This window comes from Streptomyces inusitatus (assembly GCF_014651115.1).
Taxonomy (GTDB): domain Bacteria; phylum Actinomycetota; class Actinomycetes; order Streptomycetales; family Streptomycetaceae; genus Streptomyces; species Streptomyces amakusaensis.
In genome coordinates, this window is the sequence record NZ_BMWG01000016.1 from 98652 (window position 1) to 119842 (window position 21191).

Annotated in this window: 19 protein-coding genes and 1 pseudogene; 17 read left to right on the plus strand and 3 right to left on the minus strand. The window is 73.4% G+C overall.

The genetic code is table 11. The annotated features are described in order from the left end of the window. The first annotated feature begins 6 nt into the window (after window positions 1–6). The 4 genes from IE247_RS22730 (at window position 7) to IE247_RS22745 (ending at window position 5788) form a co-directional block, all read left to right on the plus strand. On the plus strand, window positions 7–3123 hold the full coding sequence (locus tag IE247_RS22730) for a bifunctional acetate--CoA ligase family protein/GNAT family N-acetyltransferase (protein ID WP_190125085.1): 3117 nt from the start codon (window positions 7–9) through the stop codon (window positions 3121–3123). Window positions 3124–3169: 46 nt separating this feature from the next. Beyond that, the gene (locus IE247_RS22735; RefSeq protein ID WP_190125086.1) at window positions 3170–3763 is read left to right on the plus strand and encodes a DUF5998 family protein; all 594 of its coding nucleotides are present in this window, start codon (window positions 3170–3172) and stop codon (window positions 3761–3763) included. Continuing rightward, window positions 3763–4965: an alkaline phosphatase family protein gene (locus tag IE247_RS22740; RefSeq protein WP_190125087.1), complete on the plus strand. Its 1203-nt coding sequence runs from the start codon at window positions 3763–3765 to the stop codon at window positions 4963–4965. Before IE247_RS22735 ends, IE247_RS22740 begins: the two co-directional genes overlap by 1 nt. 157 nt (window positions 4966–5122) lie before the next feature. After that, window positions 5123–5788 carry a thymidine kinase gene (locus tag IE247_RS22745; protein ID WP_190125088.1) on the plus strand — a complete coding sequence of 222 codons (666 nt, stop codon included), beginning with the start codon at window positions 5123–5125 and terminating at the stop codon, window positions 5786–5788. A gap of 111 nt (window positions 5789–5899) precedes the next feature. Here IE247_RS22745 and IE247_RS22750 read toward each other — a convergent pair whose 3' ends face one another. Further along, on the minus strand, window positions 5900–6670 hold the full coding sequence (locus IE247_RS22750) for a VOC family protein (RefSeq protein ID WP_190125089.1): 771 nt from the start codon (window positions 6668–6670) through the stop codon (window positions 5900–5902). Between the two features lie 246 nt (window positions 6671–6916). Here IE247_RS22750 and IE247_RS22755 point away from each other — a divergent pair, with 246 nt between their 5' ends. The 8 genes and pseudogenes from IE247_RS22755 (at window position 6917) to IE247_RS22790 (ending at window position 16093) form a co-directional block, all read left to right on the plus strand. After that, window positions 6917–7762: a sulfurtransferase gene (locus tag IE247_RS22755; protein WP_190125090.1), complete on the plus strand. Its 846-nt coding sequence runs from the start codon at window positions 6917–6919 to the stop codon at window positions 7760–7762. Between the two features lie 263 nt (window positions 7763–8025). Then, a complete protein-coding gene (locus tag IE247_RS34905) occupies window positions 8026–8433 on the plus strand; it encodes a hypothetical protein (protein WP_308433255.1) in 408 nt (135 codons plus the stop codon). Next, window positions 8430–9737, plus strand: a pseudogene (locus tag IE247_RS22765) (amino acid adenylation domain-containing protein); the annotation flags it as partial. The gene IE247_RS34905 and the pseudogene IE247_RS22765, both read left to right, overlap by 4 nt. A gap of 101 nt (window positions 9738–9838) precedes the next feature. Continuing rightward, window positions 9839–11929: a condensation domain-containing protein gene (locus IE247_RS22770; protein ID WP_190125092.1), complete on the plus strand. Its 2091-nt coding sequence runs from the start codon at window positions 9839–9841 to the stop codon at window positions 11927–11929. Next, window positions 11926–12174 carry a hypothetical protein gene (locus IE247_RS22775; protein WP_190125093.1) on the plus strand — a complete coding sequence of 83 codons (249 nt, stop codon included), beginning with the start codon at window positions 11926–11928 and terminating at the stop codon, window positions 12172–12174. The genes IE247_RS22770 and IE247_RS22775 overlap by 4 nt, the downstream gene beginning before the upstream one ends. A gap of 547 nt (window positions 12175–12721) precedes the next feature. Further along, window positions 12722–13582: a siderophore-interacting protein gene (locus IE247_RS22780; RefSeq protein ID WP_229869287.1), complete on the plus strand. Its 861-nt coding sequence runs from the start codon at window positions 12722–12724 to the stop codon at window positions 13580–13582. Between the two features lie 91 nt (window positions 13583–13673). Beyond that, window positions 13674–14474, plus strand: coding sequence for an alpha/beta fold hydrolase (locus IE247_RS22785; protein WP_190125141.1), 801 nt, complete (start codon window positions 13674–13676; stop codon window positions 14472–14474). Between the two features lie 95 nt (window positions 14475–14569). Next, window positions 14570–16093 carry an SDR family oxidoreductase gene (locus IE247_RS22790; protein WP_190125094.1) on the plus strand — a complete coding sequence of 508 codons (1524 nt, stop codon included), beginning with the start codon at window positions 14570–14572 and terminating at the stop codon, window positions 16091–16093. A gap of 37 nt (window positions 16094–16130) precedes the next feature. On the opposite strand, the gene IE247_RS22795 is transcribed toward IE247_RS22790, so the two are convergent. After that, on the minus strand, window positions 16131–16532 hold the full coding sequence (locus tag IE247_RS22795) for an ATP-binding protein (protein ID WP_190125095.1): 402 nt from the start codon (window positions 16530–16532) through the stop codon (window positions 16131–16133). A gap of 330 nt (window positions 16533–16862) precedes the next feature. After that, window positions 16863–17468, minus strand: a complete 606-nt coding sequence (locus IE247_RS22800; protein ID WP_190125096.1) for a class I SAM-dependent methyltransferase — start codon at window positions 17466–17468, stop codon at window positions 16863–16865. A gap of 182 nt (window positions 17469–17650) precedes the next feature. Between IE247_RS22800 and dpgB the strand changes: the two genes are divergently transcribed. The 5 genes from dpgB (at window position 17651) to IE247_RS22825 (ending at window position 21047) form a co-directional block, all read left to right on the plus strand. Continuing rightward, window positions 17651–18373 carry an enoyl-CoA-hydratase DpgB gene (dpgB, locus tag IE247_RS22805; protein WP_190125097.1) on the plus strand — a complete coding sequence of 241 codons (723 nt, stop codon included), beginning with the start codon at window positions 17651–17653 and terminating at the stop codon, window positions 18371–18373. A 159-nt stretch (window positions 18374–18532) separates the two neighbouring features. Then, complete coding sequence (locus IE247_RS22810; protein WP_190125098.1) at window positions 18533–19423, plus strand: diiron oxygenase; 891 nt, start codon at window positions 18533–18535, stop codon at window positions 19421–19423. Continuing rightward, window positions 19420–20313 carry a class-II aminoacyl-tRNA synthetase family protein gene (locus IE247_RS22815; protein ID WP_229869288.1) on the plus strand — a complete coding sequence of 298 codons (894 nt, stop codon included), beginning with the start codon at window positions 19420–19422 and terminating at the stop codon, window positions 20311–20313. Before IE247_RS22810 ends, IE247_RS22815 begins: the two co-directional genes overlap by 4 nt. Window position 20314: 1 nt before the next feature. Continuing rightward, window positions 20315–20698, plus strand: coding sequence for a holo-ACP synthase (locus IE247_RS22820; RefSeq protein WP_190125099.1), 384 nt, complete (start codon window positions 20315–20317; stop codon window positions 20696–20698). A 109-nt stretch (window positions 20699–20807) separates the two neighbouring features. Continuing rightward, a complete protein-coding gene (locus IE247_RS22825) occupies window positions 20808–21047 on the plus strand; it encodes a phosphopantetheine-binding protein (protein WP_190125100.1) in 240 nt (79 codons plus the stop codon). Window positions 21048–21191: the final 144 nt, after the last annotated feature.

Genomic DNA, 21191 nt, shown 5'->3' on the forward strand with positions numbered 1-21191 from the left:
TTCGGCATGCGGAGCGCGGCTGAGCAGACCTATCCCGATCACTGGGAAGCAGATGTGGTGCTGCGCGACGGGGGCACCGCGCGCATCAGGCCCATCACCACCGAGGACGCCGGGCGGCTGGTCAGCTTCTACGAACAGGTCTCGGACGAGTCCAAGTACTACCGCTTCTTCGCGCCCTACCCCCAGCTCTCCGCCAAGGACGTCCACCGCTTCACCCACCACGACTATGTGGACCGGGTCGGGCTCGCCGTCACCGTGGGCGGGGAGTTCATCGCGACCGTCCGCTACGACCGGATCGACGCCGCGGGCCGCCCCGCGAGCGCCCCCGCCGACCAGGCCGAGGTCGCCTTCCTCGTCCAGGACGCCCACCAGGGGCGCGGGGTCGCCTCCGCGCTGCTCGAACACATCGCCGCGGTGGCCCGGGAGCGCGGGATCCGGCGGTTCGCCGCCGAGGTGCTGCCCGCGAACACCAAGATGATCAAGGTGTTCCGGGACGCCGGATTCACCCAGCGGCGCAGCTTCGAGGACGGCTCCGTCCATCTCACCCTCGATCTCGAACCCACCGAGAAGTCCCTCGCCGTGCAGCGCGCCCGTGAGCAGCGCGCCGAGGCCCGCTCTGTACAGCGGCTCCTCGCACCCGGCTCGGTGGCCGTGATCGGCGCCGGACGCACCCCGGGCGGGGTCGGCCGGAGTGTGCTCCGCAATCTCGTCGCCAGCGGGTACGCGGGCCGCGTCTACGCGGTGAACAGCGCCTTTCCCGCCTCGTGGCACGAGGTCGACGGGGTGCCCGCGGTCCGCTCCGTCGGCGAGATCACCGGCGGGATCACCGGCGGGCCCGGGGAGACGGTCGACCTCGCGATCGTCGCGGTCCCGGCCGAGCGGGTGCCCGAGGCGGTCGCCGACTGCGGCGAGCACGGAGTGCGCGGGCTCGTCGTGCTCTCCGCCGGATACGCCGAGAGCGGGGTGGACGGCAGACGCCGCCAGCGGGAGCTGGTCCGCCAGGCCCGCTCGTACGGCATGCGGATCATCGGCCCGAACTCGTTCGGGATCATCAGCACCGCCGCCCCGGCCCGGCTCAACGCCTCGCTCGCGCCGCAGATGCCCGAGCCCGGGCGGATCGGGCTCTTCACCCAGTCCGGCGCGATCGGCATCGCGCTGCTGTCGGGGCTGCACCGAAGGGGAGCCGGGCTCTCCACCTTCATCTCCTCCGGGAACCGGGCGGACGTCTCCGGCAACGACTTCCTCCAGTACTGGTACGAGGACCCGGACACCGATGTCGTCCTCCTCTATCTGGAGTCGATCGGCAACCCGCGCAAATTCACCCGGCTCGCCCGGCGCACGGCCGCCGTCAAGCCCGTGGTCGTCGTGAAGGGGGCCCGGCACAGCGGCAGCGAGCCGCCCGGCCACGCCGTCCGGGCGACCCGGATCCCGGACGCGGCGGTGGGGGCGCTGCTGCGGCAGGCCGGAGTGATCCGCGTCGACACCGTCACCGAGCTGATCGACGCCGGGCTGCTGCTCGCGGGCCAGCCGCTGCCCGCCGGACCCCGGGTGGCGATCCTCGGGAACTCCGAGTCGCTGGGGCTGCTGACGTACGACGCGTGCCTGACGGAGGGGCTCCGCCCGCTGCCCCCGCTCGATCTGACGACGGACGCCACCCCGGCGGACTTCCGCGCCGCCCTCGCCCGGGCGCTCGCCGACGACGGCTGCGACGCCGTGGTGGTGACGGCGATCCCGTGGGTGGGGGAGAACGGGGAGTCCGAGTCCGGCGACGGCGAGGTGCTGGCGGCGGCCCTCCGGGAGGCAGCCGCCGCGGCCCCCGCCCCGGCGAAGCCGGTGGCGGTGGTCCATGTGGAGCTGGGCGGCCTCTCCGGCGCCCTCGCCGCGACCCGCGCCCGCCCCCGCCCGCCCACCGCCGACCACGGCCGTCCCGACGGCCCGTCCGAGCCCGCCGACGCCCGTTCCCGTACGTCGTCGGCCCCTGAGCCCGGAGCGTCCGGCGCGGGAAGTCCGTCCGCACCGGACCGCGCCACGGGCGCGCGCGCCGGGGCGGGGGCCGGGCACACCGACACCCCCGGCGCGTCCGCGCACGCGGACCCCCGCCCCGGTACGCGGGCCCCCGGCCGCGCCGCCCTTGGGACCGGTGACGGGACCGGCCGGACGGCCGCCCCGGAAACCGGCGCGTCCACCGCCGGGAACCCGACCCCACCGGGCCCGCCCGATGGCACAGGCTCCCCGGATCCGGGCCCCGGCGGCAACGGCCGGGGCCGTATCCCCGCGTACCCCGCCGCCGAGCGGGCCGTACGGGCGCTGTCGCAGGCGGTCGGATACGCGCAGTGGCGGCGCGGCGCGGCCGAGCCCGGCAAGGTTCCGCAGTACGACGACATCGACGAGGGCGGAGCCGCCGACCGGATCGAGCGGCTGCTCGCCGAGGGCGGCAGCGGCACCCTCCCCGCCGCCGACGCGCACGAGCTGCTCGCGCGGTACGGAATCGCGGTCCGGCCCACCCTCCCCGCCCCCGAGCCCGAAGCGGCCGCCGCCGCGGCGGCCCGCCTCGGCTACCCCGTGGCGCTCAAGACCACCGCGCCCCATCTGCGCCACCGCCCCGACCTCGGCGGCGTACGGCTCGACCTCGCGGACGAGGCGCAGCTGCGCCACGCCTACCGCGAACTGACCGAGCTGCTCGGCAGACCGGCCGAGCTGCGGCCCGTCGTCCAGTCGATGGCCGCGCGGGGCGTCGACACCGTCGTCCGGGCCGTGATCGACCCCGCCGTCGGCGCGGTCCTCTCCTTCGGGCTCGCCGGAGCGGCGTCCGAACTGCTCGGGGACACCTCCCACCGGCTCATTCCGGCCACCGACCGCGATGCCGCGGAATTGATCAGAGCCATCCGGACCGCTCCCCTCCTCTTCGGCTGGCGAGGCTCGGCCCCCGTGGACACCCCGGCCCTCGAAGAGCTGCTGCTGCGAGTATCACGACTGGTGGACGACCACCCGGAAGTGGTCGGAATCAGTCTTGAACCCGTCGTCGTGGCTCAGCACGGACTCTCCGTGCTCGGCGCGTCCGTCCGTCTCGCGCCCCCCGCCACCTTCACCGACCTGGGGCCGCGCCGACTCCCCAGCTACTGAGCGGACTGAGCGCTCGGCGCCGCTCAGGCCCCGTAGGATGGACCGCATGGCGAAGACCGGTACGACGACCCAGGGGCTGCGCGCGGCGATCGAGCGCAGCGGCTACTACCCGGCTCTCGTGGCAGAGGCGGTGGAGGCCGCTGTCGGCGGAGAGCAGATCTCGTCGTACCTGGTCCACCAGGAGACCACGTTCGACGCCAATGAAGTGCGCCGCCATGTCACGGTCCTCGTTCTCACCGGCAACCGCTTCATCGTCAGCCACACCGACGAGCAGACGGCCGACTCCAGCTCGCCCACGCCGTACGCCACCACCTCCACCGAGTCGGTGAAGCTCGACCGGATCTCGTCGGTCGTGGTCAGCCGTGTGGTCGCCAATCCGGAGTCGTACACCCCCGGCACCCTGCCCCGCGAGGTCGTCCTCACCATCGGCTGGGGCGCGGTCTCCCGGCTGGATCTGGAGCCCGCCGCCTGCGGCGACCCCAACTGCGAGGCCGACCACGGCTACACCGGCAACTCCACCGCCGACGATCTCAGCCTCCGGGTCAGCGAGGCCGGCGACGGCCCGGACACCGTCCGGCAGACCCTCGTCTTCGCCCAGGCGCTCTCCGAGGCGACCGCGGCCACCGGCACCGCCCGCTGATGGTCCAGCCCGCCGCCTCGGCCCTCTGGCCCGACGAACCCGAACTCCTCACCGTCGAGAGCGCCCCGGTGCCCGAGTACGGCAGGGGCTCGCTCGCCGATCTGCTGCCGACCCTCGCGGCCGGCCAGGGTGTGCCGGGTTTCACCCCGCTCATCGAGGAGCTCACCCCCGCCGACCGCAACTGCGTCTTCCTGATCGACGGGCTCGGCTGGGAGCAGATCAGAAACCACCCGGACGAGGCGCCCTACCTCACCTCGCTCCTCCCCACCTCGCGCGGCGGCACCGGCCGGCCGATCACCGCCGGTTTCCCCGCCACCACCGCGACCTCGCTCGCCTCGGTCGGCACCGGCCTCCCCCCGGGCGCCCACGGCCTCCCCGGCTACACCGTCCGCGACCCCGCCACCGGCGCGCTGATGAACCAGCTCCGCTGGAAGCCGTACACCGACCCGCGCGCCTGGCAGCCGTACCCGACCGTCTTCGGGCGCGCCCACGACGCCGGGGTGCACACCGCCCAGGTCTCGTCCCCGATGTTCGAGCAGACCCCGCTGACCAAGATCGCGCTCAGCGGCGGAACGTTTCACGGCAGGCTCGGCGGCGAGGAGCGGATGGATCTGGCGGCCGAGCAGCTCGCCGCCGGTGACCGCTCCCTCGTCTACACGTACTACAGCGAGGTCGACGGCAAGGGCCACGGCTTCGGCGTGGACTCCGACGCCTGGCGCGGCCAGCTGATGTACGTGGACCGGCTGGTGCAGCGTCTCGCGGAGCAGCTCCCGCCGCGCGCCGCGCTCTATGTCACCGCCGACCACGGCATGATCGACATCCCCTTCGACGAGGAGTCGCGCATCGACTTCGACGAGGACTGGGAGCTGCGGGCCGGGGTCGCCCTGCTGGGCGGCGAGGGCAGAGCCCGTCATGTCTACGCGGTCCCCGGGGCCGAGGCCGATGTGCTCGCCGTCTGGCGCGAGGTGCTGGGCGACAGATTCTGGGTCGCGAGCCGCGCGGAGGCCGTCGCCGCCGGCTGGTTCGGGCCCTCGGTCGACGAGCGGGTCCTGGGACGGATCGGCGATGTGATCGCCGCCGCCCACGACGAGGTCGCGATCACCGCCTCCGTCCAGGAGCGGCACGAGTCGGCGATGGTCGGCCTGCACGGCTCCATGACCGCTGTCGAGCAGCTGGTCCCGCTGCTCGAAGTGCGTACATGATGCGTGCGTGATGCGCGCGTACGTGACACCGCGCCGGTAAGCCCCGCTCCGCCCGACGGCCGCCGCGCCCGCCCGCCGGCTTGTCCGCTCGCTCGCGGCAGTATGTTCATCCGATCCACCCGACAGCGTCCCGCCATCGAAAGGCCCCCGACCTCCCATGCCCGAGCTGGTGTTCTTCTCCGGAACCATGGACTGCGGAAAGAGCACCCTCGCTCTTCAGATCGAGCACAACCGCTCCGCGCGCGGCCTCCAGGGCATCATCTTCACCCGGGACGACCGCGCGGGCGAGGGCAAGCTGTCCTCCCGGCTCGGGCTCGTCACCAACGCGGTCGAGGCCGGTGAGGGCTTCGACCTCTACGGGCATCTGGTCGACCGTCTCTCCCAGGGCGGGCGCTGCGACTACGTCATCGCCGACGAGGCGCAGTTCCTCGCCCCCGAGCAGATCGACCAACTGGCCCGCGTCGTGGACGATCTCGAACTGGACGTCTTCGCCTTCGGCATCACCACCGACTTCCGCTCCAAGCTCTTCCCCGGCTCCCAGCGGCTGGTGGAACTCGCCGACCGCATCGAGGTGCTCCAGGTCGAGGCTCTCTGCTGGTGCGGCGCCCGCGCCACCCACAACGCCCGTACGGTCGGCGGAGTGATGGTGGTCGAAGGCGCCCAGGTCGTGGTGGGCGATGTCGACGCGGGGGACCAGATCGGCTACGAGGTGCTCTGCCGGCGTCACCACCGCAGGCGGACGACCGCCGCCAGCGCCCGGGCGGCGGTCCTGTCCCCGGACGTCCTGCCGGTGGACGACCGGGGTACGGCCGTACGCCACTGAGCCCTTGAGCGGTACGCCGGACGCCGGACCCAGTACGTCCCCGGTGTCCGGTGTACCGGTGTCCGGGAACGTACTGCGTACGGGCCGCCCCGCGCGATCACTTCCGGTCGGTCACCGGTGCGAGCGCACGATCGTGAAGACCGCTCCCTCCGGATCCGCCACCGTCGCGCTCCGCCCCCGGGGGCCGTCCGACGGGGGCGTCAGGACCTCCCCGCCCAGCTCGGTCACCCGGCGCGCCGCCCGGTCGGCGTCCTCGACCTCGAAGGAGGTCAGCCAGTGCGCACCGGCCTGGCTGTGCAGTTTCCGGCCGACGCCCCGCAGTTCGGCCACCGGGCGTCCGTTCAGCCGCAGGGTCGTGAGATCGGGGCCGGCCGGGTCGACCGGGTCGGTCTCGCAGCCGAAGACGGTCTCGTAGAACTTGCTCACGGCCGAGGTGTCGGCCGTCCGCAGCTCGTGCCAGACCGGGGTGCCGTGGGTGCCGCGGACGGCGGTGCCCGCGTGGGCGGCGGGCTGCCAGAGGCCGAAGACGGCGCCCGCCGGGTCGGTCACGATCGCCATCCGGCCGGCGTCGCCCGCGTCCAGCGGGCCGACGCCGACGGTGCCGCCGCTGCACCGGATCGTCTCGGCGGTGGCGTCCGCGTCGTCGGTCGCCAGATAGGGCGTCCACGCGATGGACAGATGCCGGTCGGCGGGCAATCGCCCCAGTCCGGCGACCTCCTTGCCGTCGAGCAGCGCGCGGACATATGGGCCGAGCTGTCGCGGCCCTGGACAGAACTCCCAGCCGAACAGCTCGCCGTAGAACATCTGCGTCGCGTCAAGACCGTGCACCATCAAACTCACCCAGCAGGGTGTGCCGGGCGTGTGCCGAGTCGCCTCGGTCATCGTCACTCTCTCCTCGGACCATCGTGGTGGCCGTACCGGGGGGACGGAGCGCGTGCCCTTGGGAGGCCGTGCGCCCCGTGTGAATGCTTCCATGCGCCCGGCGTTCCACGCGCCCCGGCCGCGCCGTAATTGGCGGGTTCCCACGGGCCGAAGCCCGTTTCCGGGGGGTGAATCCGGTTCCGGCCCCCTCCCGGATCCGTGCCGACGGCCCTGCCGGGCGGCGGGGCGTGCGCGAGGATGGGCCTCATGACCTCCTTGAGCGGCCATGGGCCGATCATCACCGCGGCCGGGCTGGCCGAAGCGCTCGCCGGGCCCCGCCCGCCCGTCCTCCTCGACATCCGCTACCGGCTCGGCGGCCCGCACGGTCGGCCCGAGTACGACGCCGGTCATATCCCCGGGGCCGTCTTCGTCGACCTGGACGCGGAGTTGGCGGCCCCGCCGGGGGACGGCGGCCGTCATCCGCTCCCGGATCCGGCGGTGTTCGGCGCGGCGATGCGGCGGGCCGGGGTGTCGGCGGACTCCTCCGTCGTCGTCTACGACGGGTCCCAGGGCTGGGCGGCGGCGCGGGCCTGGTGGCTGCTGCGGTGGGCGGGACACCGTGAGGTACGGGTGCTGGACGGAGGTCTCGCGGAGTGGACCGGGCCGCTGGAGACGGCGAGCCCCGATCCGGCGGAGGGCGATTTCACGCCCGAGCCCGGCGCGCTGCCGCTGCTCGGCGCGGACGGGGCGGCGGAGCTGGCCCGTTCGGGGCTGCTGCTGGACGCGCGGGCGGGGGAGCGGTACCGGGGCGAGGTCGAGCCGATCGACGCGGTGGCCGGGCACATTCCGGGTGCGGTCTCCGCGCCCACCGGGGAGAACCTCGACGAGCGGGGGCGGTTCCTGCCCGCGGCGCGGCTCGCCGAGAGGTTCGCGGGGCTGGGCGCGCGCCCCGGCGGCGAGGTCGGGGTGTACTGCGGTTCGGGGGTCTCCGCCGCCCAGCAGGCGGTGGCGCTGGAGCTGGCGGGGTTTGTGCCGGTGCTGTACGCGGGGTCCTGGTCGGAGTGGTCGAGGGACGCGGCGAGGCCGGTGGCGACCGGGGCCGAGCGAGGCTGAGGCCGCGCCCCGGGATCCATCGGGCAGGCTCCGGCCCCGGACCGCCGTCGTCCCGTTGGCGGCGGTCCGGGGCTTTCGCACGCCTGAAGCAGGTGAGGGGACAAAGGAGTTGAGGGTGTGTCAAGAGGCGGGGCGTTGCCAGCCCCTCAAGGGTGAGTTAGGTTAGCCTTGCCTAAGTCCCCCGGTCGGGGTGGGGTGTGCTCACCCCGACCGGACCGTGCCGGATGGACACGACCACACGACCAGTGGAGTGCCGTATCACGATGACCGTACTCACCGGGTACCACCGCGAGACCCTCCCCACCGGCGGACTGGCGCGAAGGGAACCGGCCTCGTACATGCTCTACGAGCGCGCGGGCGAAGGGGCCGCGGAGCCGCTCGGGGACCAACCGCTCCAACGGGTCCACGAGTTGTCGGGGGAAATCGGCATCGCCGAATGGCGGGCCCACGGCTGGGCCGCGTTCGAACCGGGGTGTCCGCCGCATCCGATCGTCTCCGAACGGGAGGCCGGGTTCCAGCGGGACGGCCGCACCTGGCTCGGGGCCGGGGCCGGGGCCGGAGCCGGAATCGTGGAGAACTCCCTGTTCGAGAGGGAGTTCGAGGAGACCTGCGAGAAGCCGCGCGGCGTCAGCCGCTTCCCGGTGCCCGGGACCGAGGGCGAGGAACGATGACCGCCCCGGATACCCCGGATACCCCGGATACCCCGGATACCCTGGTCGCCCGCTTCGAGGCGGCGGCCCGCCGGGACCCCTCGGCCGTCGCGGTCGTCGCCGACGGCGAACGGCTCACCTACGGAGCGCTGGAGCGCCGCGCCGACCGTCTCGCCCGACGGCTCATCGCGGCGGGCGCGGGCCCGGAACGCCTGGTCGGCGTCGCGCTGCCCCACTCCGCCGCACTCGTCGTCGCCCTGCTCGCGGTGCTGAAGTCGGGCGCGGCCTGCCTCCCCGTCGACCCCGGTCACCCGCCCGGGAGGATCGCGTACGTCCTGGGCGACGCCCGGCCCGCCGTACTCCTCGCCGAGTCCGACCCGACGGGCCCGCGCTCCGCCGCCGAGCAGGCCGGAATCCGCTGGATGGACCCCGGCGCGGAGACCGAAGCCCCGGACGCCGACGACGCCGGGCCGGTCACCGATGGGGAGCGCGTCGCGCCCCTGCTCCCGGGCCACCCCGCGTACGTCGTCTACACCTCGGGCTCCACGGGCGCGCCCAAGGGCGTCGTCGTCCCGCACTCCGCCGTCACCGCGCTCTTCGACGCGGTGGGACCGCGCTACCGCTTCGGCCCCGAGGGCATCTGGAGCTTCTTCCACTCCTTCGCCTTCGACTTCTCCGTCTGGGAGATCTGGGGACCGCTCACCAGCGGAGGCCGCACGGTCGTCGTCCCCGCCGGGGCGCCCCGGTCCGCCGGGGACTTCCTCGATCTCCTCGCGGCCGAGGGCGTCACCCCGTCCGCGTTCCTCCGGCTCGCCGGCGCCGCCGAAGGGCACCCCCCGACCGCGCTGCGGCTGGTGGTCCTCGGCGGTGAGGCGCTGGACGTGTCCCGGCTCGCCGAGTGGTACGAACGGCACCCGGAGGGACCGCCGCTGGTCAATAGGTACGGGACCGCCGAGACGACCGTGCATGTCACCGGCCGTCCGCTCGACCCGGCCCGGGCGGCGGCCGGAGAGAGCCCCGTCGGCGAGGGCCTGCCGGGCTCCGCCGTGCGACTGCTCGGCCCGGACCTGTCCGCGGTGCCCGACGGCGAGACCGGGGAGCTGTACGTCAGCGGCCCCCAGGTCGCCCGGGGCTATCTCGGCCGCCCCGCGCTCACCGCCGCCCGCTTCGTGGCCGACCCGGCGGGGGGCGGACAGCGCCTCTACCGCACGGGCGACCTCGCCCGCGGAACCGCCGGGGGGCTCGACTTCGTGGGCCGCGCCGACGACCAGGTCAGGATCCGGGGCTTCCGGATCGAGCTGGGCGAGGTGGAGTCCGTCGCCGCACGGCTGCGAGCCGAACTGATCCGCCGCCGGACGGCCGCCGCCGCGTCCGCCACACCCGTACCCGAACCCGTACCCGTACCGACCGAAGGGCACATACACCGATGACCGCGCTGTACGCGACCGTGGACGAGCTGCGCGAGACCGTCGCGGTCCTGCTGGAGGAGGAGCCCGCAGGGCTGGCCGACGAGGCCAACCTGTTCGAGGCGGGCCTCGACTCCATCCTGCTGATGAGGCTGGTCACGCGGTGGCGCAAGGCCGGTGCCGACGTCGACTTCGCCGGTCTCGCGGGCCGGCCCACCGTCGGCGAGTGGTACGGACTCCTGGAGGAGGGAGCGGCCGAGCCGGAGCCCTCGGCCCCCCTTCTCGCACCTCCGGCCGGCGAGGACTTCCCGCTCGCCCCGATGCAGCACGCCTACTGGGCGGGCCGCTCCACCGACCACTGCCTCGGCGGGGTCGCGGCCCATCTCTACGCCGAGTTCGACGGCGGCGGCCTGGAGGCCGCCCCCTTGCAGACGGCGCTCGACGCGCTCGTCGTACGGCACGAGACACTGCGCTCACGGGTCACCCCCGACGGCCGCCAGACCGTGCTGCCCGCCGCCCCCGCGCTGCTGACCGTGCACGATCTGCGCGAGGTCCCGCAGGGCCGGATCGACGTCCGGCTGACCTCCATCCGCGACGCGCTCTCCCACCAGCTCCTGGACATCGAGAGCGGACAGACCTTCTCCGCCGCGCTCACCCTGCTCCCCGAGGGCCGCACCCGCTTCCATCTGGACGTGGACATGGTGGCCGCCGACGCGGTCAGCTACCGCATCCTGCTCGCCGACCTCGCCGCGCTCTACACCGCGCCCGACGGCACCGGCCTGCCGCGGACCGGCTTCACCCACCGCCAGTACCTCGCCGGACGCGAGGCCGGCCGGGGCGCGGCCCGCGAGCGCGCAGCCGCCCACTGGCGCGAGCGCGTCCCGGAGCTGCCCGGCGCGCCGGAACTGCCCCTCGTGCTGCCCCGGCGCGGCCGGCAGCCCCGGCCGCGGGTCGCCCGACGCCACTTCGGCCTTCCCGCCGAGCGGGCGGCGCGGCTCGCGGCCGAGGCCCGAAAGCGCGGGCTCACCCCGGCGATGGCGGTGGCGTCGGCCTTCGCCGAGGTCGTCGGCCACTGGAGCGCCACCCAGAGCTTCCTGCTCAATGTGCCGCTCTTCGACCGGCTGCCGCTGCACCCCGGCGTCGAGCACATCGCCGGGGACTTCAGCGGCTCCGTGCTGCTGGAGATCGACCTCGGCGAGCGGCTGCCCTTCACCGAGCGGGTACGCCGGACCCAGGAGCGGATGCACGCCGACGCCTCCCACGCCGACCACGGCGGGGTCGACGTGCTGCGCGACCTCACCCACCGCGACGGCCGGCGGACCCTGGCCCCGGTCGTCTTCACCAGCGCCCTCAATCTGGGCGATCTCTTCGCCCCCGAGGTGCGGGCCCGCTTCGGCGAGCCGGTCTGGATCGTCTCCCAGAGCCCCCAGGTCCTGCTCGACGCCCAGCTCGCCGAACTCGACGGCGGACTCCTGGTCGACTGGGACACCCGCGAAGAGGCGTTCCCGCCCGGCGTGCTCGACTCGATGTTCGACGCGTTCGAGAAGCTGGTGTACCGGATCGCCGCCGGGGGCGCGGTCTGGGACGAGCCGGTGGAGATGCCCCGGCCCGGCAAGCGCCTCCACGACGGCCGCGCCGTACGCGTGGTCGACGCCCACGGCCGGGACCGCCCCGACCATGTCCCCGGAGCGCTCCTGGCGCCCGACGGCTCCGGCTGGACCCCGACCGGGGAGCTCGCCCGCGCCCTGCCCGGCGGAACCGTCGAACTGCTCGCCGGCCCCGGCGAACACCTCACCTCCGGCGGAGTCCTTGTCGGGGCGCGGGAGGTCGAGCAGGCGCTGCTCGGCGACGACCGGGTCACCGGCGCGACCGCCGCGGTGCTCGACGGCGAGAGCGGACCGGCCTTCGGCGCGGTCGTCGCCGCGACCGCCCCCGCCGCCGACATCCTCCGCGAGCTGCGGCTCCGCGTCCCCGGCCGGCTCGTGCCCCGGCGGCTGACCGCCGTGCCCGCACTGCCCGTCACCGAAGCAGGCGCGCCCGACACCGCCGCCGTACGCGCGCTGCTCGCCAGGCCCGCCGAGCCCGAGTCCGGGGCCGGGGACCGCCGGTGAGCATCGACGGATTCACCCCCTGGCCCGACGAACTCTTCCTGCGTTACCGCGCCGGGACCACCCCGGACGCCCCCCGGGGCGGCGAGAACGTCGCGGCGGGCGAGCCGGAGGAACATCCGCTCACCCACCCGGCGATCGCCGAGGTGTGCGTCCTCGCCCTCCCGGAGGAGACCCTCGGCGAAGAGGTCCGCACGGTCGTCGTGCTCGCCCCGTACGCCGAGCGGGCCCCCGGGCCAAGGAGCTGAAGCGCCAGCCGGCGGCCCGTGGGCTCCGGACAGGGGCGGCGGCAACCCCTGTCCCGTGCTGGAGTTCACCGCCGCCGACGGGGGCGAACCGGACGGACAGGCGCTGATCCGCCGCCGGGCGGCCCGGGAGCCCTTCGGCGTCCTCTCGGCCGAACCGGAACGCGGATACCGCGGAGAGCCCGCGGGACCGACCCTCCGCACCCCCGCGGTGGAGTGCGCCGCCCCGGCGAGCGCGGCGGCCGACCGCGCGGACATTCCCGAGGTGGGGGCCCCGTCCGAGGGCGGTGGCGAGAGCCTGTACCGTCAGCGCGAAGCGCGGCGGAATCCGCGCCACCGAGGGCAGCTCGTGGAACGCGGTGGGGTCCGTCAGCGGCGCGCCGCCCGGTCTCGCCCGTCCCTCGGGCCCGCTCGTCTCCCGGGCTCGCTCGTCACGGCCGCCGCACCAGGGCATGACGAATGCCGTCCGCGCAACTCTCCCTCAAGCCAGCTCGATTGGGGTTTAGGTTAGCCTACCCTTATCATTAGTTGACTTATTGGGGAGTTGGTCGTGGCCGGATCGCTGCGTTACTCGGCACTGCATGTCAATCGCGTCGAGCGGATCACGCCGCACATGGTGCGGGTGACCTTCGGCGGCGAGGATCTCGCCGAGTTCACCCATGTCAGCCCCGACCAGCATGTGAAGCTCTTCTTCTCCCGGCTGTCCGACCGCGCCCCGGTCATACCGCCGATGCCCGCCAGCGGCGATGTGGGCCACTGGTACCGCGACTATCTGGCGATGCCCGAGATCGAGCGCCCCTGGATGCGCAGCTACACCATCCGCTCCCACGACCCCCTGCGGCACGAGGTCGACATCGACTTCGTCCTCCACGGCGAGGGCGACACCTCGGGCCCCGCCTCCCGCTGGGCCGCCTCCGCCGTCCCCGGCGACATCGTCGGCATGCTGGGCCCGCAGCTCAGCCACCACCGCACACCCGGCCCCCGGGACTGGACGCTGCTCACCGGCGACGAGACCGCGCTTCCCGCGATCGGCGCGCTGATCGAGGCCCTGGAGCCGGGCGAGCGGGCGATCGCCTACATCGAGGTGGCGGACGCGGCCGAGGAGCAGGAGTTCACCACGGCAGGCGATGTCACCCTCCACTGGCTGCACCGGGACGGGGCGAACCCCGGCGAGTCCGGCCTCCTCGTCGACGCCGTCCGGGCCGCCGAATTCCCCGAGGGCGAAGTGTTCGCCTGGGTCGCGGGCGAGTCCTCGGCCGTCCGCGCGCTCCGCCGCCATCTCGTCGCCGACCGGGGCATCGACAAGAGCGCGGTCGCCTTCACCGGCTACTGGCGCGTCAGGCTCACCCAGGACGACGCCCTGACCGAGGCCGATGTCGCGGACCGGGAAGAGGCCCTGGCCGGGGCGTGAGTCCTCGGGACACAATCATCCGGTGCCCCGGCCGACCGGTGAGCACGCGCGATAACCGCAGATGAACCAGATGAAGAGGGGCAAGCAGGGCATGGCGATCGCACGGCTCAACGGGATCACACTGTCGTACGAGGTGGAGGGGGACGGCGAACTGGTCGTCCTGGTCATGGGCACCGGCAGCCCCGGCCGGGTGTGGAGCCTGCACCAGGTGCCCGCGCTCCTCGACGCCGGATACCGGGTCGCCACCTTCGACAACCGGGGCATCCCCCCGACCGACGAGTGCGTCCACGGCATGACGATCACCGATCTGGTCGCCGACACGGCGGCCCTGATCGAGCACCTCGGCGCACCCGCCCGGGTCGTCGGCACCTCGCTCGGCGCGCGCGTCACCCAGGAACTCGCCCTCGCCCGGCCCGACCTGGTCACCCACGCGGTGGCGATGGCCGCCCACGCCCGCCTCGACGCCGCCGCCCTCGTGCTCAACCAGGGCAAGAAGGCGCTGTACGACGAGAAGATCGTCCTCCCCCCGGCGTACCACGCGGCGGTCTACGCCCTCCAGAGCCTCTCCCCGGCGACGCTGCGCGACCCGCTGGCGGCCAGGGACTGGCTGGAGATGTTCGAGATCTCCGGCTCGGCGACGGGCCCCGGCACCCGGGCACAGCTCGACCTCTCCGACTTCAAGGACCGCCGGGCGGCCTACCGGGCGATCACCGTGCCCACCCTGGTCATCGGATTCGCCGACGACACCACCATCCCCTGCTACCTCAGCCGCGAGGTCGCCGACGCCATCCCCGCCGCGCGGTACGAGGAGATCCCGGACACCGGCCACCTCGGCTATCTGGAGCGGCCGGAGGCGGTCAACCGCGTCATGCTCGACTTCCTCGCGAGCTGAGCCCGGTCCCGGGCCGCCCAAGGCCCCCCCGGGGGGCCCGGGGCGGCCCGGTCCCGCAGGATGGGAGCCGAGGCCGAAGCCGAAGGGAGGCCGCGATGACCACGGAAGGACCCGCGGAAGGACCCGGGGCGACGCCCGGTGCCGCGCCGCTCAGCCTGGTGACCGGGGCCACCGGCTACATCGGCGGACGCCTCGCCCCCGAACTGCTCGCCGCGGGCCACCGGGTGCGCGTACTGGCCCGCACCCCCGCCAAACTCCGCGACCACCCCTGGGCCCCGGACGTGGAGATCGTCCGGGGCGACGTCCTGGACCCGGCCCCGGTCCGCGAGGCCATGCGGGGCGTCGACATCGCCTACTACCTGATCCACGCCCTGGGCACCGGCCCGGACTTCGAGGAGACCGACCGCCGGGCGGCCCGGATCTTCGCCGAGGCCGCCCACGAGGCGGGCGTCAAACGCGTCGTCTACCTCGGCGGACTCACCCCCGCCGGAGTCGACCCCCGCCGGCTCTCCCCCCATCTCCGCTCCCGCGCCGAGGTCGGCCAGATCTTCCTCGACGCCCCCGTCCCCGCCACCGCGCTGCGCGCCGCCGTGATCATCGGCTCCGGCTCGGCCTCCTTCGAGATGCTCCGCTACCTCACCGAACGCCTCCCGGTGATGGTCACACCCAGCTGGGTCCGGACCCGGATTCAGCCGATCGGCGTACGGGACGTCCTCCGCTATCTCGTCGGCTCGGCCGCGATGCCGCCGGAGGTCAACCGCACCTTCGACATCGGCGGCCCCGACATCGTCACCTACCTCGACATGATGCGGGGGTACGCGGCCGTCGCCGGGCTGCCCCGCAGGCTCATCGTCCCCGTCCCGGTGCTCACCCCCCGGCTCTCCAGCCACTGGGTCGGCCTGGTCACCCCCGTACCGCACTCCATCGCCCGGCCGCTCACCGAATCACTGCGGTACGAGGTGATCTGCCACGAACACGACATCGCCCGGTACGTCCCCGACACCCCCGGCCGCCCCCTCGCCTTCGCCGCCGCCCTCACCCTCGCCCTCCAGCGCATCCAGGACGCCGAGGTCGCCACCCGCTGGTCCTCCGCCGCCCTGCCCGGCGCGCCCAGCGACCCCCTCCCCACCGACCCGGACTGGGCGGGCGGCAGCCTCTACACCGACCGCAGAGCGCTGACCGTCGACGCCTCGCCCGAGGCGCTGTGGCGGGTCATCGAGGGCATCGGCGGCGACAACGGCTGGTACTCCTTCCCCCTCGGCTGGGCCGTACGCGGCTGGCTCGACCGCTTCGCCGGCGGAGTCGGCCTCCGCCGCGGCCGGCGCGACGCCCAGCGGCTGCGCGTCGGCGACTCCCTGGACTTCTGGCGCGTCGAGGAGATCGAACCCGGCCGGCTCCTGCGACTCCGCGCCGAGATGCGCCTCCCCGGCCTCGCCTGGCTCGAACTCCGCGCCGACCGCGACGCCTCCGGCCGCACCCGCTACCGCCAGCGCGCCCTCTTCCACCCCAAGGGGCTCCTCGGCCACGCGTACTGGTGGAGCGTCTCCCCCTTCCACGCGGTCGTCTTCGGCGGCATGGCCCGCAACATCGCCCGCGCGGCCTCCCGCACCCCCTCCTGAGCCGCGTCCGGCCGCCCTCAGCCGCCCTCAGCCGCCCTCAGCCCCCGAACGGCAGCCTGACCCTGATCCGTTTCCCGACCGGCTCCCGCCCCACGTCGAACCCCTCGCTCAACGCCAGCACGATCTCCAGCCCGTGCCCGCCCACCCGCCCCGGCTCCGCCGCGCACGGCACCGGCGGCTCCGGATTGGCGTCCCACACCGTGATCTCCACCGCCCGCCCGGCCCCCTGCCCGACGACCTCCAGATCCACCAGACACGGCCCCGGCGCGTACTTGCACGCGTTCGTCACCAGCTCACTCACCACCAGCTCCGCCACCGCCACCACCCCCGCCCCACCCCGTACCCGCCCCAGGAACTCCGCCGTGAACCCCCGCGCCGCCGCGATACTCCCCGCCGCCCCGTCGTAACAGACCCCCGCCCGCGAAACCGCCTCTCCCATCGCCCTCTCACCCCTGTGGGCCAGCCCGATCTGTTCCATTTCCTCCGCACCCCGTTGTCGTCACCCGCCTCACGGCGACTCTCGCCTACCCCGGGCCGCCGGGTTCACTCCCGGCGGGCCGGCCTCTTCACGAGGCGGTGTCCGCGGCCACCCTCCTCCCGTACGCGGTCCACGGGTCGCGCCCCGCGCCGTCGGCGAGGCGCTCGGCGAAGGTCTCGTCGCCGAGCGCGGCGGCCGTGCCCCATCGGTCGTCCAGGACCGAGAACCCGTCCAGGGCCTGGGCGGCGGCGCTTCGGGCACCGTGCCCCGGGCCGGGAGGACCGGAGCGGATCAGACAGCCGGTTTGGACCAGGTGAGGGAGTACCGCCAGAGGAGATGGCGGCGGAAGCGGGAGCCGGGGAGGAGACGGCGGGCGGTGTGGTGGACGGCGGACCAGGTCATGGCGGGGGTTTGGACGGGCATGCCGGACGGGACGGTCTCGCCGCCGTGGCGGCGGGCACGGAGACGGGCGGCGGGGACGGCGGCGGCGCTCAGGAGCCAGTCGAGGGGGGTGCGGTCGCGGGCGAGGCCGATGATCATCAGACGGCCGCCGGGGGCCAGGAGGCGGTCGATCGCCGCGACGGCTTCGGAGAAGTCGACGTGGTGGACGACGGCGACGGCGCTGACGAAGTCGAAGCCCCCGGCCGGGAGCGCCTCATGGGCCGGGTCCCGGAAATCGGCCCGGGCGAAAGTCACGGAGGGCGGGCCCGTGTCGCGGGCCCGGGCGATCATCTCGCCGGAGAGGTCGACACCGGTCACCGAGGGGACGCGCCGGGCCAGTCTGCGGGCCAGCAGCCCCTCTCCGCAGCCGATGTCCAGGGCCGTCGCACAGCCGGGCGGCAGCGCGTCGAGCACCAGGGGGTGGTAGTGGGCATTGTGATTCCAGTACTCCTCCATCGCCCCAACCTAGACCCCTATCGGGCCCCTAAGTATCCGGATGGGGGGCGACAAGCGGGGTGAAGTCCGGTGGTATGGAAGCCTGGTGGGGGAATGTCGCACATCGTGGAAGACCGGAACGCCGGTCCCGGTGCACGGCGGTGAGTTCGGCGGCGCCCCGGGGGGGGAAGCGGCGGGGGAGCATGTCTTCTGGATCTGCGTACCGCACGGTGGCCGTGCGAGGGCGGGCCGATTTCCGGCTGAGCGTCACGGGGACGGAGCGGTTGACGCCGGAGCTGATCGGCGCGGTGGAATCGCTGTGCGCGCGGGTGGTGGAGGCGCCCGGGGCGCCGGTGGTGATTCTGCGGCTGGGCACGCCGCGGGCGAGTGTCGTGGCGGGGCCGCCGGTGGTGGAACCGGCGGCGATTCATCTGGTCAGCAGGTGGCAGCGTTCGCTGAGGAGGCTGGAGCGCTCGGCGGCGGGGGTGTTCGCCGTGGCGCACGGATGGTGCGGGGGGACCGCGTTGGAGGCGCTGCTCTCGTGCGACTACCGGATCGGTACGCCGGATCTGCTGCTGGCGCCGATCGCGGCGGCCGGTGAACCCTGGCCGGGGATGATCGCGCATCGGCTCACGGGCCAGCTCGGGCCCGCCCGGGTGCGCAGGCTGTCGCGGTACGAGGGCGGGGTGCCGGGGCTGAGGGCGCTCGACGCGGGGCTGGTCGACGAGATCACCCAGGACACCCCGCGCGCGCTCGCGGCGGCGGTCGCGCCCGTTCGCAGGCTGGACGGCCCGCCGCCGGTGCGCCGCCGCCGGCCGCTCGCGGAGACCGGGACGGTGACCGTGACCCGTTTCGACGAGGCGTTCGGCATTCGCCCGGCCGCCGCGCCCGGGCCTTCGCGACGGCGGCCGGGGCAGGCGCTCTGACAGCCCGTATGTCCGGCGGTGCCCGCGGTCTGGCCTCAAGCGGCCAGACCGCTTAAGGGCATTGCCGCTCTCTCACGGCCCGGCCTAGCTTCTGAGGAACGCGTGATGAGGGCGCAGGGGCGACAGCGCCGCTGCCGGCGGGTGAAAGGTCTTTTGCGCATGGTGAGTTCACTGATCGACAGCAATGACCGTTTCCTCGGAATCCTCGATCGGCTGTCGGAGAAGTCGGTCAATGATTACTACAATCCCTATCGGGTTTTCGAATGGCCGGACACACTGCCGGATTCGATGTGGTGGATGAGCCCGGAGCTGACCACCACTCATGGGACGGCGGCGGCCGAGCGGCTCACCCAGGAGCAGCTGTACGCGCTGTCGAAGTACGAGAGCATCAACTTCTACAGCCTGAATGTGCACGGCATCCGTGAGCTGCTCATCGAGGTGACCAAGCGGATCCACACCTCGGGGTTCGAGACGCCGTCCGAGTTCTTCCACCACTTCATCGGTGAGGAGAACGAGCACATGTGGTTCTTCGCCGAATTCTGCCTGCGGTACGGGAAGAAGCTCTACCGCCAGGTCCCCGGCGACAGCGTCAGCATTCCCCAGTCGAAGGTAGAGAGCCTGCTGGTCTTCACCCGCATCCTGATATTCGAGGAGCTGGTGGACTTCTTCAACGCCAAGATGGCCGCCGACGAACGCCTTCACGAGACGATCCGTAACATCAACCGCATTCACCACCAGGACGAATCACGGCACATCGCGTTCGGCCGCGAGCTGGTGGAGATCCTCTTCGCGGACGTCCGGAGCACCGCGACGCCGGAGGAATTGCGGCAGATCGACGTCTACGTCAAGCGGTACATGATCTACAGCTTTGAGTCGCTGTTCAACCCGAAGGTCTACCGCGACGCCGGCGTCGAGAACCCACAGCAGCTCCGCAAGGAGCTGCTGACCGGGCCGGTCCGGCCGGAGTTCGAGCGCCAGGTGTTCCGCAAGACGCTCAGGTATCTGGAGAAGACCGGGATCATCGGCGATCAGGAGCTGGTACTGCGATGAGTACGGTGGACGAGCGCACGGTGACGCCCGGCACGGTGACGGGCGTGGACGGGGAATTCGACACGGACGGCGCGGTGCGGATACTCGGGCCGGACCAGACGGAGCTGCTCAAGGAGCTGGACCAGATCTTCGCCGGCTGGGGAGTGGCCGCCGGAGCGCGGGAGATCTGCCCGCCGCCGGTGTTCCCGGTCTCCGATCTGGCGAAGTTCGACGTCTACAAGAACTTCCCCCATCTCACCTTTGTCGCGGGCCCCCTCAACACGGACCACGCCGCCGACATCCTGACGGGCGGCGCACGCGTCGAACCCGCCGTGATGAACGACGCGCGGTTCGGACTCCCGCACGCCACCTGCTACGGGGCGTATCTGTACTACGAGGGACGGCGGCTCGAAGCCGACACCCTGGTCACCCTGGTCAACCGCTGCTTCCGCAACGAGACCCGGTACAGCGGACTGCGCCGGCTGCTCAGCTTCCAGATGCGGGAGGTCGTCGCGCTCGGCGGCTTCGAACACACCCAGCGGCTGCTGGAGGAGTTCTCCGGGCGGATCGAGAAGTTCTCGGACGCGCTCGGGCTCGGCCTGGAGAAGGAGGCGGCGACCGACCCCTTCTTCGAGAGCGGCGGCGCGCGGGCGCTGCTCCAGAAACTCAGCCCGGTGAAGTACGAGTTCCACCGGGGCGGCCTCGCCATCGCGTCGGTGAACACGCACCGCAACTTCTTCGGCGAGCGGTGCGGAATCACCCTCGCGGGCGAGGACGAGCAGGGGCACGCCTTCACCAGCTGTGTCGCCTTCGGTCTCGAACGCTGGCTCGCGGTCCTCGACGAGGTGTACGAGGGAGACACCCGGGGCGCGCTCGCCGCCGTGCGGACGGCCGCCCAGCAGGTCTCCTGAGATGGAGAGCGGGCGGGTCGGCGTCGACCTGGTGCCCTTCGCCCGGGTCCGGGAGATGCTCGCGCGCGACGACGGACTCCTCATGACCCGGATGCTCACCGAGGCCGAACGCGCGCTCTGCTCCCCGGGGCGGAGCCCGGACATCGCCGGTATCGCGGGGCGGCTGGCCGCCAAGGAAGCCGTCTTCAAGCTCTTCCACTCCTCGCGGGAGACCCTTCCCTGGCAGGGGATCGAAGTACTGAAGGGCCCCGGCGGCTGGCCGGAGGTCCGCCTCAGCGGCCGGGCCGCCGAACTCGCCGAGGCCGCGCTGATCGGCCGTATCGAGATCAGCATCGCGCACGACGAGCCGTGTGCCATCGCGGTCGCGTGCGCCGCCCGCCCCTGAGGCGGCCCGCCGGCCCGGACGACCGGACGGCCCGCCCCGAGCGGCCGCCCGGCAACAGCCCGGCCCACCCATAGGGCAATGGACCGAATGGACAGACAGAGGAGAAGCGATGATTTCTACCCGTATCGACGAGGTCCGGGCGTGGATTCTCTCCCGGCACCCCGAGCGTGAATCGGTGGCGAGCGACGAGAACCTCATCGAGAGCCGCCTCGTGGACTCGCTCTCGTTCGTCGAGCTGGTCTACACGATCGAGGCCGCCGCCGATGTGGAGATCGACTTCGACGCCATCGACATCCAGGACTTCCAGACGATCTCCGCCATCGAGAAGGCGTTCTTCGCCCGAGCGTGAGCGGCGAGTCCCCCCACCGGCCCCCCACCGGCCCCCACCGGCCCCCGCACCGGCGGCCCCCGACCGCCGCCGGTGCGGGCCCCACGCCCCACGCCGCTGAGGAGCGCCACCCCCGAAGCCCCGCACCCCGGCGGGGCCCATGAG

What these genes read in the sequence shown, in the direction of transcription:
- IE247_RS22750 (WP_190125089.1), bottom strand. Translation starts at nt 6,670, where the DNA reads ATGACCGAGGCGACTCGGCACACGCCCGGCACACCCTGCTGGGTGAGT.
- IE247_RS22815 (WP_229869288.1), top strand. Translation starts at nt 19,420, where the DNA reads ATGAGTACGGTGGACGAGCGCACGGTGACGCCCGGCACGGTGACGGGC.
- IE247_RS22730 (WP_190125085.1), top strand. Translation starts at nt 7, where the DNA reads ATGCGGAGCGCGGCTGAGCAGACCTATCCCGATCACTGGGAAGCAGAT.
- IE247_RS34905 (WP_308433255.1), top strand. Translation starts at nt 8,026, where the DNA reads ATGACCGTACTCACCGGGTACCACCGCGAGACCCTCCCCACCGGCGGA.
- IE247_RS22770 (WP_190125092.1), top strand. Translation starts at nt 9,839, where the DNA reads ATGACCGCGCTGTACGCGACCGTGGACGAGCTGCGCGAGACCGTCGCG.
- dpgB (WP_190125097.1), top strand. Translation starts at nt 17,651, where the DNA reads ATGTCTTCTGGATCTGCGTACCGCACGGTGGCCGTGCGAGGGCGGGCC.
- IE247_RS22790 (WP_190125094.1), top strand. Translation starts at nt 14,570, where the DNA reads ATGACCACGGAAGGACCCGCGGAAGGACCCGGGGCGACGCCCGGTGCC.
- IE247_RS22735 (WP_190125086.1), top strand. Translation starts at nt 3,170, where the DNA reads ATGGCGAAGACCGGTACGACGACCCAGGGGCTGCGCGCGGCGATCGAG.
- IE247_RS22755 (WP_190125090.1), top strand. Translation starts at nt 6,917, where the DNA reads ATGACCTCCTTGAGCGGCCATGGGCCGATCATCACCGCGGCCGGGCTG.
- IE247_RS22740 (WP_190125087.1), top strand. Translation starts at nt 3,763, where the DNA reads ATGGTCCAGCCCGCCGCCTCGGCCCTCTGGCCCGACGAACCCGAACTC.
- IE247_RS22800 (WP_190125096.1), bottom strand. Translation starts at nt 17,468, where the DNA reads ATGGAGGAGTACTGGAATCACAATGCCCACTACCACCCCCTGGTGCTC.
- IE247_RS22785 (WP_190125141.1), top strand. Translation starts at nt 13,674, where the DNA reads ATGGCGATCGCACGGCTCAACGGGATCACACTGTCGTACGAGGTGGAG.
- IE247_RS22745 (WP_190125088.1), top strand. Translation starts at nt 5,123, where the DNA reads ATGCCCGAGCTGGTGTTCTTCTCCGGAACCATGGACTGCGGAAAGAGC.
- IE247_RS22825 (WP_190125100.1), top strand. Translation starts at nt 20,808, where the DNA reads ATGATTTCTACCCGTATCGACGAGGTCCGGGCGTGGATTCTCTCCCGG.
- IE247_RS22810 (WP_190125098.1), top strand. Translation starts at nt 18,533, where the DNA reads ATGGTGAGTTCACTGATCGACAGCAATGACCGTTTCCTCGGAATCCTC.
- IE247_RS22820 (WP_190125099.1), top strand. Translation starts at nt 20,315, where the DNA reads ATGGAGAGCGGGCGGGTCGGCGTCGACCTGGTGCCCTTCGCCCGGGTC.
- IE247_RS22795 (WP_190125095.1), bottom strand. Translation starts at nt 16,532, where the DNA reads ATGGGAGAGGCGGTTTCGCGGGCGGGGGTCTGTTACGACGGGGCGGCG.